The organism is Nocardia sp. NPDC101769, assembly GCF_044766925.1.
Classification (GTDB): domain Bacteria; phylum Actinomycetota; class Actinomycetes; order Mycobacteriales; family Mycobacteriaceae; genus Nocardia.
Genome location: NZ_JBIWMX010000019.1, coordinates 14273 through 28708, shown reverse-complemented (window position 1 = coordinate 28708; position 14436 = coordinate 14273). Strand labels below are relative to the sequence as shown.

General features: G+C 68.7%; 13 protein-coding genes. 7 read left to right on the top strand and 6 right to left on the bottom strand.

The window, feature by feature from the left end; translation table 11 throughout:
- Positions 1-48: 48 nt before the first annotated feature.
- From ACIRRA_RS26845 to ACIRRA_RS26830, 4 genes are all read left to right on the top strand, one after another.
- The gene (locus tag ACIRRA_RS26845) at positions 49-603 is read left to right on the top strand and encodes a LytR C-terminal domain-containing protein (RefSeq protein ID WP_402773410.1); all 555 of its coding nucleotides are present in this window, start codon (positions 49-51) and stop codon (positions 601-603) included.
- Between the two features lie 173 nt (positions 604-776).
- A complete protein-coding gene (gene sodC / locus ACIRRA_RS26840; protein WP_402773409.1) occupies positions 777-1442 on the top strand; it encodes a superoxide dismutase[Cu-Zn] in 666 nt (221 codons plus the stop codon).
- 18 nt (positions 1443-1460) lie between these two features.
- Positions 1461-2609, top strand: a complete 1149-nt coding sequence (locus ACIRRA_RS26835) for a glutamate--cysteine ligase (RefSeq protein WP_402773406.1) — start codon at positions 1461-1463, stop codon at positions 2607-2609.
- Between the two features lie 184 nt (positions 2610-2793).
- Positions 2794-4155, top strand: coding sequence for a DUF5933 domain-containing protein (locus ACIRRA_RS26830; protein ID WP_402773404.1), 1362 nt, complete (start codon positions 2794-2796; stop codon positions 4153-4155).
- 22 nt (positions 4156-4177) lie between these two features.
- On the opposite strand, the gene ACIRRA_RS26825 is transcribed toward ACIRRA_RS26830, so the two are convergent.
- The 4 genes from ACIRRA_RS26825 to ACIRRA_RS26810 form a co-directional block, all read right to left on the bottom strand.
- Positions 4178-5524, bottom strand: coding sequence for a hypothetical protein (locus ACIRRA_RS26825; protein WP_402773402.1), 1347 nt, complete (start codon positions 5522-5524; stop codon positions 4178-4180).
- A 150-nt stretch (positions 5525-5674) separates the two neighbouring features.
- Positions 5675-7933: an AAA family ATPase gene (locus tag ACIRRA_RS26820; RefSeq protein WP_402773399.1), complete on the bottom strand. Its 2259-nt coding sequence runs from the start codon at positions 7931-7933 to the stop codon at positions 5675-5677.
- Between the two features lie 71 nt (positions 7934-8004).
- Positions 8005-8925 carry a CDP-diacylglycerol--serine O-phosphatidyltransferase gene (gene pssA, locus ACIRRA_RS26815; RefSeq protein WP_402773397.1) on the bottom strand — a complete coding sequence of 307 codons (921 nt, stop codon included), beginning with the start codon at positions 8923-8925 and terminating at the stop codon, positions 8005-8007.
- Complete coding sequence (locus ACIRRA_RS26810) at positions 8922-9638, bottom strand: phosphatidylserine decarboxylase (protein ID WP_402773395.1); 717 nt, start codon at positions 9636-9638, stop codon at positions 8922-8924. Before ACIRRA_RS26810 ends, pssA begins: the two co-directional genes overlap by 4 nt.
- Positions 9639-9931: 293 nt before the next feature.
- On the opposite strand from ACIRRA_RS26810, the gene ACIRRA_RS26805 reads away from it, so the two are divergent.
- Positions 9932-10960, top strand: a complete 1029-nt coding sequence (locus ACIRRA_RS26805) for a beta-ketoacyl-ACP synthase III (RefSeq protein ID WP_402773392.1) — start codon at positions 9932-9934, stop codon at positions 10958-10960.
- A gap of 43 nt (positions 10961-11003) precedes the next feature.
- On the opposite strand, the gene ACIRRA_RS26800 is transcribed toward ACIRRA_RS26805, so the two are convergent.
- A complete protein-coding gene (locus tag ACIRRA_RS26800) occupies positions 11004-11708 on the bottom strand; it encodes an SIMPL domain-containing protein (protein ID WP_402773390.1) in 705 nt (234 codons plus the stop codon).
- 15 nt (positions 11709-11723) lie between these two features.
- Positions 11724-12182, bottom strand: a complete 459-nt coding sequence (locus ACIRRA_RS26795) for an SRPBCC family protein (RefSeq protein WP_402773387.1) — start codon at positions 12180-12182, stop codon at positions 11724-11726.
- Positions 12183-12446: 264 nt separating this feature from the next.
- Here ACIRRA_RS26795 and ACIRRA_RS26790 point away from each other — a divergent pair, with 264 nt between their 5' ends.
- Together ACIRRA_RS26790 and ACIRRA_RS26785 are read left to right on the top strand one after the other, a co-directional pair.
- Positions 12447-12650 carry a hypothetical protein gene (locus ACIRRA_RS26790; protein WP_357004814.1) on the top strand — a complete coding sequence of 68 codons (204 nt, stop codon included), beginning with the start codon at positions 12447-12449 and terminating at the stop codon, positions 12648-12650.
- 109 nt (positions 12651-12759) lie between these two features.
- The gene (locus ACIRRA_RS26785; protein ID WP_402773384.1) at positions 12760-14433 is read left to right on the top strand and encodes an FAD-dependent oxidoreductase; all 1674 of its coding nucleotides are present in this window, start codon (positions 12760-12762) and stop codon (positions 14431-14433) included.
- Positions 14434-14436: the final 3 nt, after the last annotated feature.

Genomic DNA, 14436 nt, shown 5'->3' with positions numbered 1-14436 from the left:
CGCGCTTGATCCCGCGCGGGCGCCCCTTCACCCATTAGGCTCGACGCTGTGAGCAACCCGAATTCGCCGGCCGGCGGCCCGCCGCTGCGGGCCCTGGCGATGGTCCTGATCGCGCTGGCCATCGTGTTCGCGGGGCTGGGCGCGATGTCGCTGTCGAGTTCGGACTCCTCGAGCAGCAGTGCCGACTCGACCTCGCAGTCCAGCGCCGCCGCGACCACCACCACTGCGGCACAGCAGAATTCGGCCCAGGCCACCACCTCGCCGGTCGCGCCCACCACCACGGCGCTGTCCACGACCACCACCACCACCGCGGCCGCGGGCGTCGACAAGACCCTTCCCGTACGGGTTTACAACAATGGCACCGTGCCCGGCCTGGCCAAGAAGACCGGCGACCAGCTCAGCTCCGACGGGTACAACGTCACCGAGGTGGGCAACTATCCGAACGGTGTCGTTCCGAAAACCACCGTGTACTACGGCAATTCGCCCAAGGAGCAGGCACTGGCCCAGGCCATCGCCGCGCAACTGGGCTGCTCGGCCGAACCCCGATTCCCCGGAATCTCGGACTCGCCCACCGGCGTCATCGTCATCGTCACGGGCAACTGAATCGCTGTCGAGAAGGCACTGAATCGCTGTTCGCAGTGCGCCATCAGGTCGCTCGAAAGAAACCGCGCGGCCCCTTCACGGGACACACGCACGTCTCTGGCATCATCTTGTCCGGTACGAACTATGTCCACCCTGCTTTCCCGATAAACTCGGACTCGTAAAGGAGTTCCCCGATGGCCTCGTCCACAACTCGTCGCCCGTCCTGGTGGACTGTTGCTCCGGTGCTCGCGGTCGCCGCTCTCGGCCTCACGGCCTGCTCCAACAGCCAGGAGTCGAGCGACGTCAAGGGGACGACCCCGCCGGTGTTCACCAGTTCGCAGGCCCCCGCCGGCACCTCGAGCGGTCTGGGAGCCGCCGTGCCGCGTGACTCGGTCTCGGCCACCCTGAAGGACTCGAACGGTCAGTCCATCGGTACCGCCACCTTCACCAACCAGGGCGGGCACCTCGAGCTGGTCGTCGAGGCGCACGGGTTGAAGCCCGGCTTCCACGGCCTGCACGTCCACCAGGTCGGCAAGTGCGAGCCCAACTCCACCGCACCGGCGGGCGGCGCGCCCGGCGACTTCCTCTCCGCCGGTGGCCACCTGCAGGTCGGCGACCAGAACACCCACCCGGCCAGCGGCGACCTGACCTCGCTCGAGGTGCTCAAGGACGGCACCGCCAAGCTGACCACCACCACCGATGCCTTCACCCTCGACGAGGTCAAGGGCAAGGCCCTGATCATCCACGCCGGCGCCGACAACTTCGGCAACATTCCCACCCGGTATGCGCCCGCACCGGATGCGGACACCCTCGCGACCGGCGACGCGGGTGCACGGGTCGCCTGCGGCGTCGTCGCCTGAACCCTCTCGAGGTGAGCCATGGCCGGGGCAGGCAGAACGAAGGTCCCCTTCAACTCATCGCCCCGGCCCACGCTCGGCGTGGAGTGGGAGGTCGCGCTCGTCGACAAGCGCACGCGCGACCTGTCCAACACCGCCGCAGCGGTTTTCGAAGCCTGCGGTGATCTGCGCGCCTGGGACGGCACCCCGCAGATCACCAAGGAACTGCTGAAGAACACCGTCGAACTCGTCTCCGGCAAGCACGACACCGTGAGCGAGGTGGTCGACGAACTGCGCGCCACCCAGGACGCCGTGCGCCGCGCCGCCGATCAGGTCGGTGTCGACCTGTTCTGCGCCGGCACCCATCCCTTCGCGCAGTGGTCCACCCAACAGCTCACGCGCAGTGCGCATTACGACGAACTCATCGCACGAACCCAGTGGTGGGGCCGCCAGATGCTCATCTGGGGCGTGCACGTACACGTCGGAATCTCCCACCCGGACAAGGTCTTCCCCATCCTCAACGGGCTGCTGCGGTCCTATCCGCACCTGCTGGCGCTGTCGGCCTCCTCGCCCATGTGGGCCGGCGTCGACACCGGATACGCCAGCAACCGGGCGCTCATGTTCCAGCAGCTGCCCACCGCCGGACTGCCCTTCCAGTTCGAGAACTGGGACCAGTTCGAGGGTTTCGTGCACGACCAGATGAAAACCGGTGTGATCGAACAACTCGGCGGCATGCACTGGGACATCCGGCCCGCGCCCAAGTGGGGCACCATCGAGGTCCGCGTCTGCGACGGCACCCCCACCAAGGCCGAACTGGCCGCCATCGTGGCGTTGATCCACTGCCTGGTGGTGGATCTCGACCGCCGGGTGGAATCAGGCGAGACCATGCCGGCCATCCTGCCGCCCTGGCATGTGCAGGAAAACAAGTGGCGCGCAGCACGATACGGGCTCGACGCCATCGTCATCACCGACGTCGACAGCAATGAGCGACTGGTCACCGACGACCTGATGGAACTACTCAATCGGCTGGAGCCGACCGCCAAGAGCCTCGGCTGTGAGAGCGAGCTCGCCATGGTCGCCGACATCCCGAAGAAGGGCGCGTCCTATCAGCGTCAGCGCCGGGTGGCCGCGGCCGCGCATGGCGATCTGGTCGCGGTCGTCGACTCGCTGGTCCACGAACTCGAGTGCTGAGGTCCACGAACTCCCGCACCGCCGAACCGTCTTGCACGCCTGTGATTTCGATTACGACCGGATACGTACGGTGTACGCGTGGCCAGGTGTGATGCCGCGCTGACCGGGGCCTGTTCATCCGATGAGATGGGCGGCGTTCAACTACTCACCGAGCTGGCGTTCATGCGGCGTTTACTATGGCTGGATGCTGCTCGACGATCCGCACTTCCGAATCGGCGGCGAGGCACGCCGAACCGGGTTGCGGATGCTGTCGCCGCGCGCCGGCCTGACGGCCGCGCTGTCCGTGGGGGCGGTGCTGCTCATCGTCCTGCAGCTCGTGGCCTCGCAGCACCACTTCACCGGTCCGCTCGAAAGCATCTGGGACGACTTCGCCGGTAATGCCAAATCCTTCACCGTGCCGTGGGCCGGGCTCGGGCTCGCGCTCATCGGACTGAGCTGGCGGCGGCGGTTCCTGGCGGTCGGCGCGGCGCTCGGCATCGACCTTGTGTACCAAGCGGTTCGGACGCTGTCCGGTGGACCACTGGCCATGGGCAACGGCCCCGTCCTCGTGCTGCTCGCCATCATCGGGCTCGCGTGCTGGAAGTGGCAGGGCAAGGATCGCACCAATGCGCTGCACGCCGCCGCGCTCGGCATCCTGCTGGTGCTGTCCAGCAAGGTCGCCGACGTCTGGCTGGGCATCACCGTGCTGGCCGGGCCCCGGGTGCTCGATGAACACATCGTGCTGGTGGACCATGCCCTCGGCGACCCCTCCTGGCTGATGGGGCAGCTGCTGGACTGGACCGGTCCCATCGCCTCCGCCGTGCTGCACTGGGTCTACATCGAACTGCCCGTCGGCGCGATGATCGTGACCATCTGGCAACTGCGCAATGTGGTCGCGACGGGGGACTGGCCCAGGCACTACCTGGTGCGCACCTTCCTGGTGCTCGGCCTGATCGGCCCCGTCTTCTACGTCGTATTCCCCGTCGTCGGGCCGATGTTCGCGTTCGGCGCGGACGGCCACGCCTTCTCCCTGGGCGGCTACTGGCCGAATGTCGTGCCGCCGGTGGATCTCTCGCCGGGTTCCATCGGCTTCGACCACTACACCCCGCGCAACTGCATGCCATCGCTGCACACCGCGTGGGCGCTGTCGATCTTCATCCACTCCCGCCGCGACCCCATCACCGGCGCGCCCGCGCCGGTCTGGCTGCGCTGGGGCGGGACCTTCTGGCTCCTCGCCACCCTGTCGGCCACCCTGGGCTTCGGCTACCACTACGGCGCGGATCTGGTGGCCGGCGCGGTGCTGTGCCTGACCATCGAATCCGCCCTGCGTGCACCGGAACGCGGCTGGGACCGCACCCGCGTGCAGCTGGTGTCGGCCGGCGCCGCGCTCTTCGCCGGGCTGCTGCTGTCCTACCGGTACCTGTCGACCGGCTTCGCCGAACACCCGGTGCCCGCGGGCATCGTCGTGCTCGGCCTGCTGGCCGGTTATGTGACGGCCTTCTACCGCACCTGGTTCGGCGACGCCGTGACCGCGGCTCCCGCACTCGAATCCGCCGTGCGCGCCTGACCGTTCGCCGGTCGCTGCGCCGTCAGCCGGAGGTTGCCGCGCCGTTCGGAGATTCGGGCGAATCGGGCGTGGTGTCGGTCGCGGCCGGGGTCCGCGGGCGACTGCGCCGCAGCAGATAGATCCCGGCCAGACAGCCCCCGGCCACCAGCATCGACGTCCAGCCCGGGGCTGCGGTGCTGGTGGAGCTCACCGCGCACATCAATGCGTTGCCGGCGGATTGCGTGGCGTAGTGGCCGCGCGACACATAATCCCGCATGCCCAGCACCGCCGACGGGACGAACAGCACCAGGGTGCCCAGCACCCGGCTCGGCACATAGCGCGGCCGAGTGGACAGCAGGGCGAAACCGATGAGCCAGGACACGAACGCCGCACTGCCCACTATCAGCCAGGCCCGGGTCGAATCGGCCGTGAACGCCGTGAACACCCCGAGCGCCATGCCCGCGGCCAGGGAGACCGTGGGTCCCCCGAGCCTGCTGCCCACCCACATGCCGACGGCTGCCGCCGCCGCCAGCACCGGGATCGACCAGGCCGGCATCTCGGCCGCCACGGTCGCCGCACCCACCGCGCCCAGGCCCACCGCCAGCAGCACGATCTCGCCGTCCCGGCCCGGCAACAGCATGGCAGCGACAATGGCGGTCCCCACCGCGGTCGCCACCGCGAGGCCGATGCCCGCATGGCTGTCGCCGTGCCGGGCCAGCCATTCCGCACTGGCCAGCGTCACCAGCACCAGTACCACGCCCGCCAGGATGGGGGCCAGCGGCAGTTCCGCCGAGAGTCGTTGCTGCACCTCGAGCTTCCGATGGGTCAGGAACCCGAAGCCGACCAGGATCAGCGCCAGCACGAGCATCCAGATGGGCGGTATTTCGCCGGCATGCCAGTGATCGCTCCGCGTCTGGTCGATACCGCCGCCGGTCTGCAGCACCGGATTGACAGAACCCAGCAGCAGGCTGATCAGAATGCCCAGGGTCCAGCCGAAGGCGGGCAGCCGACGGTGCAGCACCGCCGCCCCCAGCGCGCCCAGGATCAGGCCGCCGGCCAGGGAATCGGTGAAGTTCATGGTGGACAGCGACGAATTCGGGTCGCCCGCATGGCCGAACACATGATTTGCCAGCAGCACCAGCAATCCGCCCAGTGTGGTCGCCCACGCCGCGACGGGGCTGCCGAGCGTGGTGATGAGTACCGCCGCGATCATGGCGATGAGCGCGCCCGCCGCCACGGCGCGGGGCAGGGTGTAGGCCAGCAGGTCTCGCTGCATGGCTGAAGTCTCCGAGGTCCAGCCGAAGTCGATGGGCAGGGTCAGCGCCAGGCCGGCAACCGTTGCTGCGACCAGCGCCGTGATCGTCTCGACGGCTACCTGATGCGACCTCACCAGCGCAAAATTACCGGCCATAGGCGTACCGATTGGTACGACTCGCCTACTTTGTACAGATTCGGCGAACGACCGGCGCGCATGGCGGACACGCCGCGAAACCGGGGCGGCAACAGACTAATCGGTGTTGTATGGCCTGGTGGAAAGGCCTCAGACGTAGCCGGACGGGTCTCCGGGCGGAGTCGACGACTCGCGCTGGGCGGCGTAATTCCGCAGGGCCTCGACCTGGATCGGATCCAGCGACGGCCGCACGGCCTTGCGAGCCGCGGTCACATCCGCGGCAGTGACCTCGGCGGCCTCGACATCGCGCCGCATGGCGGCCAGCGCGGCCTCGCGCAGCAGCGCCGAGCAGTCGGCGGCCGAATACCCGTCCAGATCACGAGCCAGCCGCCGCAGGTTGACATCCGTGGCCAGCGGCACGGATTTGGCTGCCGTGCGCAGGATTTCGGCACGGGCATCGGCATCCGGGGGCGGCACGAACACCAGGCGCTCCAGCCGCCCGGGCCGGGTCAGGGCCGGATCGATGAGTTCCGGGCGATTGGTCGCGCCGATCACCACCACATCCCGCAGCGGCTCGACCCCCTCCAGTTCCGTCAGCAGCGCGGCGACGACGCGATCCGAGACGCCGGAATCGCTGGATTGCCCACGTCGCGGCGCCAGCGCGTCCACCTCGTCCAGGAAGATCAGCGACGGCGCGGAATCCCGTGCGCGCTGGAACAACTCGCGCACCGCCCGCTCCGAGGAGCCGACCCACTTGTCCATCAGCTCCGCACCCTTCACAGCGTGCACACTCAACTGGCCCGATCCCGCCAGCGCCCGCACCAGGAAGGTCTTGCCGCACCCCGGCGGCCCGTACAGCAGCACCCCGCGCGGCGGCTCGATGCCGAGCCGCTGAAACGAATCCGGATGCTTGAGCGGCCACAGCACCGCCTCGGTGAGGGCCTGCTTGGTCTCCACCATGTCGCCGACGTCGTCCAGGCTCAGGCTGCCGATGGTCAGTTCCTCGGACCCGGACCGGGACAGCGGGCGGATCACCTCCAGCGCACCGGCCAGATCCTCCTGCACCAGCACGGGGTCCGCGTGCTCGCGACTGGCCCGCGCGGCCGCCCGCAGGGCGGCCTCGCGCACCAGCGCCGTCAGGTCCGCCGCGACGAATCCCGGTGTTCGCGAGGCGATCTCCTCCAGTTTCAGGCCATCGATGGGCACATTGCGCAACAGTTGTTCCAGCAACGCCGTGCGCACCCCGGATGTGGGTAGTGGCAGGGAGACCTCCCGGTCGCACAGCTCCGGCGCACGCAGCCGCGGGTCGACACCTGCCGCATTCGACGTGGTGGCCAGCACCGCGACCGCTTCACACGCCACGGCGCCGCGCAGCTGGTCGAGGATCAGTGTGGCCACCGGCTCCGCCTGCGCCGACAACAGGGCGTCGATATCGGTGATCAGCAGGACTCCGCCCGCACCGGAACAGATTTCGGCCACCCGGTCGGACACCGCGCGCAGCCGGGGCCCGGCCTCGGTCGCGCCGATCGCCGGGCCATCCAGCTCCACCAGCCGCCGAGATCCGGTCACCGCCCGGGCCAGCGTCGCCTTGCCGACGCCCGCGGGGCCGGTGATCAGTACGCCCAGATGCGAGGAGGCTCCGAGCTTCTTCAACAGCTCCGGCTCGTCCAGCGCCAGGCTCAGCCACTCCGTCAGCTTTGCGGCCTGAGCCTGGACCCCGGCCAGATCGGCGATCGCGACCGCCGATTCCGGTCGTGACGCCGGGGCACCGATCCGGAGGTCGGACCGGGTATCGCAGTCGTCCAGCAGGGCCCTGGGCTGGTCGGTCTCCGCGATTCCCGAACCCCAGGCCACCGCGCTGTTGGTGCTGATGACCACCGGGCCTGGCAGGGGATCGACCGCCGTCACCCGCAGCAGCTCCGAGGTCCAGGCGATATTGAGGGCTCTCGAAAGCTGCTGGGCCACACCGGATCGGCTGGTCCCGGGCTTCAGATCCATCGGGCGCAGCGAGACGGCGTCCTGGATCGACACCACCTTGCCCTGCAGGGCTTGGCGCAGTGTGGTCTCGTCGATGGCACGCATGACGTCCGGCGAGCCCGTGACCGAAATCCGGGTGGCCCGGCGCGGAATCACCTTCGCGATGGTCAGCTTCGAGCCCGCCGAGATGTGCGCGTTCGACAGCGTCACCTCGTCGAGCAGCGCCTCGCCGCGCCCGACGGGTTTGCCTTTCGCCGGTGTCGCCACCAACGCCGAGGTCTGCCTGCCGCCGGCGATCGAGATCACGTCCCATGGATTCACACCCAGCAGCGCCAGCGACTCCGGATGTAACCGGACCACTCCCCGCCGATCGTCGGCGGGGGAGGTGTTCAGGCGAGCGGTGAACTGAAAACCCGGCTGTGCGTCGGTCACGCTGTCAATTCTGCCCGGGCCGACCGTCCGCCGACGTCACCGCGGGCGAATTGTGGCCCGGCCGTTGGGTCTCAGCTCCCGGGGCTGTTCGATACCCGGTCGCGCTGACCCGGTCGGCGCAGCCGCAGCCGCGCCGTGGACACCGACACCCGCGGCACCCGGCCGGCCAGCGGGCGCTGGCGGCGCTGCGCCTTGCGCTGGGCGCGGCGCTCGGCGGGCTTGTGGTTCCAGGTCTCGGGCCGGGCCGCCACCCAGCGCGCGGAGTGCACCGCGAACGGAATGTGGCCGAGGTACAGCACGACCAGCGCCATCATCAGGATGAGCGGGTACGTGACCAGCAGCGCGGCGGCCAGCGCGACCAGCACCAGCAGGATGGGCGCGCTGCGCGGGGCCACCGACACCGACTTGACGGCCAGGGTGGGCAGCGTGCTCACGCACAGCAGGCCGGTCAGCACCGTCCACACCGCCACCACCGGGAAGCTCACCCACCAGCCGTCGCCGAACTGCTCGGACAGCGCGATAGGTGTCAGCACGATGAGCGCGCCCGCTGGGGCGGGCACGCCGGTGAAGTACTCACGCTGCCAATCCGGGCGGTTGTCGTCGTCCATCAGCGTGTTGAAGCGGGCCAGCCGCAACACCATGCAGACCGCGAACATCAGCGCCAGGATCCAGCCGATGCTGTCGGCGTGCAGGAAGGTCACATACAGCACCAGGGCTGGCGTGACGCCGAACGCGATGGCGTCCGACAGCGAATCCAGCTCCGCGCCCATCTTGGTGGTGGCGTCCAGCATGCGGGCGATGCGCCCGTCCAGCATGTCGAAGACCGCGGCCGCGCCGACCAGCGCCAGCGCGATCCCCAGCTTGCCCTCCATGCCGAACTTCACCGCGGACAGGCCCGAGCACAGTCCCAGGATGGTCACCATGCTCGGCAGCAGCCGGATAGTGCGGTTACGGCGACGCCCGTTCGGTGTGGGCGCGAGTTGTTCCATCATGAATCCAGTTCGGCCAGCACCGTTTCCGCACCGATGGTGCGCTGCCCCGGGGTGACCAGCAGCCTGGTCCCGGCCGGGAAGTAGGTGTCCACGCGCGAACCGAACCGGATCAGGCCGTAGGTGTCACCGATGTTCAGCTTGTCGCCGGCCTTGGCCTCGCAGACGATGCGGCGCGCCAGCAGCCCGGCGATCTGCACCACCACCACGCGCTGCCCGGAGACGGTCTCGATGACCATGCTGTTGCGCTCGTTGCGGTCGCTGGCCTCGGGCAGGTCGGCGGAGAGGAAGCGGCCCTTCTGGTAGGCGACCTGTTCCACCAGGCCGCTCACCGGCACCCGCTGCACGTGCACGTCCAGCACCGACAGGAAGATGCTCACCCGCGGCAGCGGCGCGTCGCCCAGGCCGAGTTCGGCCGGCGGCACCGCCGTGTCCACCAGGGCGACCTCACCGTCGGCGGGGGCCACCACGACGCCGGCGCGGTTCGGCGGCACCCGGTGCGGGTGCCGGAAGAAGGTGGCGCAGGCCGCGGCCGCCAGCAAACCCGTGCGGCGCAGCCACTTTCGCCGATAGCCGAGGGTGGCCACCGCCAGCGGTGCGGCCACGAACGGCAGACCTGCCGGATGCAGCGGCGGAACGGCTTTGCGGACCAGGTCGGCGACGTGACCGAGGCCGGTCTGTTCCGGAGTGCCGGGCGGGGTGGGTCGGCGGGCCACAGGCTCCTCTTTCATGCAGGGGTAGATGCGGTCAGGGACCGCGATCACACGATACGTGAAGTGAGTTCGACGCTCGCGTTCTCGGTGACCGAACACCTGCGGCCCGGCCTCCCGGACCGGAGGTGCGCCACCCGGCAATGACCCCTCGATTGTGATCAGAAGAACTGGCATGAGAGGCTATCGCGATTAAGATGAGGGAGCCTCATGTCTGCGGCATTGTGGGTCCGCGGGGGCTGAGGAGCCCGATGAAGGTCACGTTCGACGCGCGGTACGCAGTACATAGGAGAGAACCAATGTCTGCTCGAATTGCCTCGATCAACGGGGCAGAGCACACGGCCATGCTCGGGCTCGGTGTGTACCGGCCGGAGCGAATCGTCACCAATGACGAGGTGGCTGGGCCGATAGATTCCAGTGACGAGTGGATCCGGACGCGTTCCGGCATCCGCAACCGACGCTTCGCCTCCCCCGAGGAGACGATTGTCAGCATGAGCGCCGCGGCTGCCCGCGACGCCATCGAAGCAGCGGAGATCGACGCGAATCAGATCGATTGCGTCATCGTCGCAACGTCCACCTGGCTACTGCTCACGCCCGGCGCGGGGCCGCAGGTCGCCACTGCACTCGGTCTGAACAATGTGGCGGCCTTCGATGTCTCGGCCGGTTGCGCGGGCTTCTGCCACGCGGTCGCCATGGCGTCCGATCTGGTGAAGGGCGGCACCGCCCGGCACGTGCTGGTCATCGGCGTGGAAAAGCTGACGGACACGGTCAACCCGAGGGATCGTGGCACCGCCTTCCTCTTCGCCGACGGCGCCGGCGCGGTGGTGATCGGCCCCTCCAGCGAAGCGGGCATCGGCCCGACCGTCTGGGGATCGGACGGCACCCAGCACCACGCCATCCGCCAGGACAAGGACTGGCTTCAGTTCTTCGCCGAGATCGACGAGAAGGGCCTCGACGCCGTCCGGCCCTACCTCGCCATGGAAGGAACAGCTGTCTTCCGCTGGGCCGCACACTCTTTGGAGGGGGTGTGCCGCGAGGCCATCGAGCGGGCGGGCCTGACCACGGACGATCTGGACGCGATGGTCCCGCATCAGGCCAACGGTCGCATCATCGAGATCATGGCGCGGGTGCTGAAGCTCCCCGAGCGGTGCGCCCTGGCCAACGACATCGAGGAGACCGGCAATACCTCGGCGGCTTCGATCCCGCTGGCCATGGAGGCCATGATGCGCGCGGGCGACGCCAAACCCGGCGGCACCGCACTGCTCATCGCCTTCGGTGCGGGGTTGTCCTGGGCGGCGCAGGTGGTCCAGCTGCCGAACTTCAAATGAGCGCCGCTGCGCGCCGCCCACCCGGCGGCGCGCAGCGGACGAGCTATCCCATATCCCAGGCGACGGTCACGGTGAACGTGACCGTCTGCTGGCCTGGTTCGAGGTTGACGTTGGGCGCGGCGCCCGGGGCGGTGTCCCGGTACATCGGTTTCGGCGGCGGCGTTGTGCCGCTGCCGTTTTCGCTGATGGTCTTGACCGTCTTCAGCTTCAGCCCGGACAGGCCCGCGTACTGCTCGGCGCGGCTCTTGGCGTCGTCGAAGGCCCGCGCGCGGGCGTCGGACAGCAGCTTGGTGTTGTCCTCCAGTCCGAAGGCCACCGAGTTGATGCGGGTGTCGTTGCCGCCCGCCTGCACCGCCGCCGACAGGATGCCCGAGGCCTTCGGCAGGTCCCGCACGGCCACGTGCATGGTGTTCGTGGCGCGATAGCCGGTGATGTTGTGGCCGTCGGTGCCGTAGGTGGGCTGCACGGACAGGTCGCTGGTCTTGATGTCCTCGCGCTTGGCCCCGGCCGTGACCATGGCGTCGGTGATCGCCTTGGCCTTGTCGTTGGCCTGGTTCACGGCCGCGGACACGTCGGCCGCGCTCACCTCGGTGCCCAGGTCGGCATTGAGCACATCCGGTGTGCCCTGGACCTTTCCGGTACCGGTGACGGTGACCGTCCGGTCACCCGAGGAGTCGGAGCTGCCGCAGCCGGTGAGCACGAGCGCGGCACCGGCGGTGGCGGCGCAGAGCGCTGTCATTCGTCGCATAGGGCGAACCTACGCTCAGCGCTCCACGGTTTGCTTGATCTTCCCGAGGGTTACCTGCATGCCGTCCTCGAGCGCGCCTTCGAAGGGCTGTTCACCGCCGAACACGGTGTCGATGGTGAACTGCAGCCACCGGGGCAGCTTGCCGCCGGGTACGTCCCGCCGCTGGACCAGCTTGGTGCCGCCGTCCGCGGTGGGCTCGAGGGTGTAGCTCCAGATGGTCCGGTTCTCGGTCATGCGGAAGGCGATCGCGCGATTCGGCTCGAACCGCACCACCCGGGAGGTGGTCGGGTAGATGTAGCCCTTGGCCTTGTTGAGGTTCACCGTCCAGGTGCCGGTGTGCACCACGCGGCCCAGCGGCTGCATGCGCAGGGTCTGCGGACTGAACTCGGGGATGCGCCTGAGGTCGGCGACGACGCTCCAGACCTGCTCGGGTGCTGCCGCGATATCGATGCTGGCTTCGAGAGTTTTCGGCAACGTTGCCTCCGGGGACGTGACGATCGGTACCACGCATCCTAGTTCGGGTGGCGTGGATCACCTCGGCTCCGTGGTGTGGATCACCACACCCCACCTGCGCGTACAGCGTGTGTCGCCGGTTCATTCCGCGGTTGAAAACCAACTAGATCACATTCCGGGGGTGTTGATGTCCGAAATGTAATGCCCGGCGCACAATGTGGGATAGACGAAGCAGCAACAGACACTGCCACCAGCTTTCCGATTGGAAACGTGAGGTGATCGGCCGTGAACCTGCGTTCGCTCCTGCATTTCGAGACCAAGACGGTCCCACTCCTCCCCGCTGAAGAGTCCGGTACCAATGCGGAGTCCATGACGCTCGACAAACCGACGAAGCGCTTCCGCCGCAAGGCCAACGGCGCCCTCGAAGAGCGACTCGAGCGATTGCTCACCCCCACCGAAATGGATCTCATTGAGCATCACCGGATTTGAACCGGTGTGCCGGGGGGCGTTCGAGCAAGAACGCAGGTCTGTTCCGCCTGACGCGAACATGGCACGGTCTGGCCTTCGCGGTCTTGCCTCGTCAGCCCATACTCGTTAGGTGACTTCACCAGCTACCGCAAAGCCGGCCATCCTCAGCGTCGACGACGATCCTGGCGTCTCGCGCGCGGTCGTGCGGGACCTGCGCCGCCGGTACGGGGCGGACTACCGGATTCTGCGGGCGGAGTCCGGCGCCGATGCGCTCGAGGCCCTTCGGGAGATGAAACTGCGCGGCCGGCCGGTCGCGGTCATAATCGCCGACTACCGGATGCCCGGTATGAACGGCGTCGAATTCCTCGAGCAGGCCATGGACCTGCACCCGTACGCGCGCCGCGTGCTGCTGACCGCCTACGCGGACACCAATGCCGCCATCGAGGCCATCAATGTGGTCGACCTGGACCACTACCTGCTCAAGCCGTGGGATCCGCCGGAGGAGAAGCTCTACCCGGTCGTCGACGCCCTGCTGGAGGCCTGGCGGGGAGACGAGCACAAGCCGGTGACCGAGACCAAGGTGGTGGGCCACCGCTGGTCGGCCCGCTGCTCGGAGGTGCGGGAGTTCCTGGCGCGCAACCAGTTGCCGTATCGCTGGTACCAGGTGGACGAGCCGGAGGGGGCGCGGTTGCTGACCGCCGCCAATGTCACCGAGGACCAGTGCCCGGTCATCATCAATCCCAGCGGCGATGTGCTGATCATGCCCACCGACGCGCAATTGGCCGAGGGCGTGGGCCTGAACACCGACGCCTCCAGCGACTTCTACGACCTGATCGTGGTCGGCGGCGGTCCGGCCGGTCTCGGCGCGGCGGTTTACGGCGCGTCGGAGGGTCTGCGCACCGTGCTGGTGGAACGCACCGCCACCGGCGGCCAGGCCGGGCAGAGCTCCCGCATCGAGAACTACCTGGGCTTCCCCGACGGTCTCTCCGGCGCGCAGCTGGCCGACCGGGCCCGCCGGCAGGCCGTGAAATTCGGGGCCGAGCTGATCACCGCGCGGGAGGTGGTGGCCCTCGAGGCCTGCGGTTCCGCGCGGGTGGTGCGGTTCGCCGACGGCGGCAGCGTGGCGGCGCACTCGGTGCTCATCGCCACCGGCGTCAACTACCGCCACCACCCGGCCCCCGGCGTGGACGAATACACCGGCCGCGGCGTCTACTACGGCTCGGCCATGACGGAGGCCAGCGACTGCGCCGACAAGGACGTCTACATCGTGGGTGGCGCGAACTCGGCGGGCCAGGCGGCGGTGTTCCTGTCCCGGCGGGCCCGGACCGTGCACATTCTGGTGCGCGGGGCGTCGCTGGAAGCGTCCATGTCGCACTACCTGATTCAGCAGATCGCGGAGATCCCGAACATCAAGGTGCACACCCGCACCGAGGTGGTGTCCGCCGACGGCGACGACCACCTGGAATGGATCGTGCTGCGCGACAACGAGACCGGCACGGAAGAAAAGGTGGACGCGGAGCGTTTGTTCCTGTTCATCGGTGCGGCGCCGGAAACCGACTGGCTCGAGGGCATCGTCAAGCGCGACGACGCTGGCTACGTGCTGGCCGGACCGGACCTCATGGTCGGCGGCGAACGGCCTGCGGGCTGGGAACTCCCCCGTCCCCCGCAGCATCTGGAGACCAGCGTGCCCGGTGTGTTCGTGGCCGGCGACGTGCGGTCGGAATCCGCGAAGCGGGTGGCCTCCGCGGTCGGCGAGGGCGCCATGGCCGTCATGCTGGTGCACCGCTGGCTCGCGAAACAGTAGGAG

Bases quoted from the DNA above. Each gene is read 5' to 3' on its own strand.
- sodC (WP_402773409.1), top strand. From the start codon at position 777: ATGGCCTCGTCCACAACTCGTCGCCCGTCCTGGTGGACTGTTGCTCCG.
- ACIRRA_RS26835 (WP_402773406.1), top strand. From the start codon at position 1,461: ATGGCCGGGGCAGGCAGAACGAAGGTCCCCTTCAACTCATCGCCCCGG.
- ACIRRA_RS26830 (WP_402773404.1), top strand. From the start codon at position 2,794: ATGCTGCTCGACGATCCGCACTTCCGAATCGGCGGCGAGGCACGCCGA.
- pssA (WP_402773397.1), bottom strand. From the start codon at position 8,925: ATGATGGAACAACTCGCGCCCACACCGAACGGGCGTCGCCGTAACCGC.
- ACIRRA_RS26805 (WP_402773392.1), top strand. From the start codon at position 9,932: ATGTCTGCTCGAATTGCCTCGATCAACGGGGCAGAGCACACGGCCATG.
- ACIRRA_RS26800 (WP_402773390.1), bottom strand. From the start codon at position 11,708: ATGCGACGAATGACAGCGCTCTGCGCCGCCACCGCCGGTGCCGCGCTC.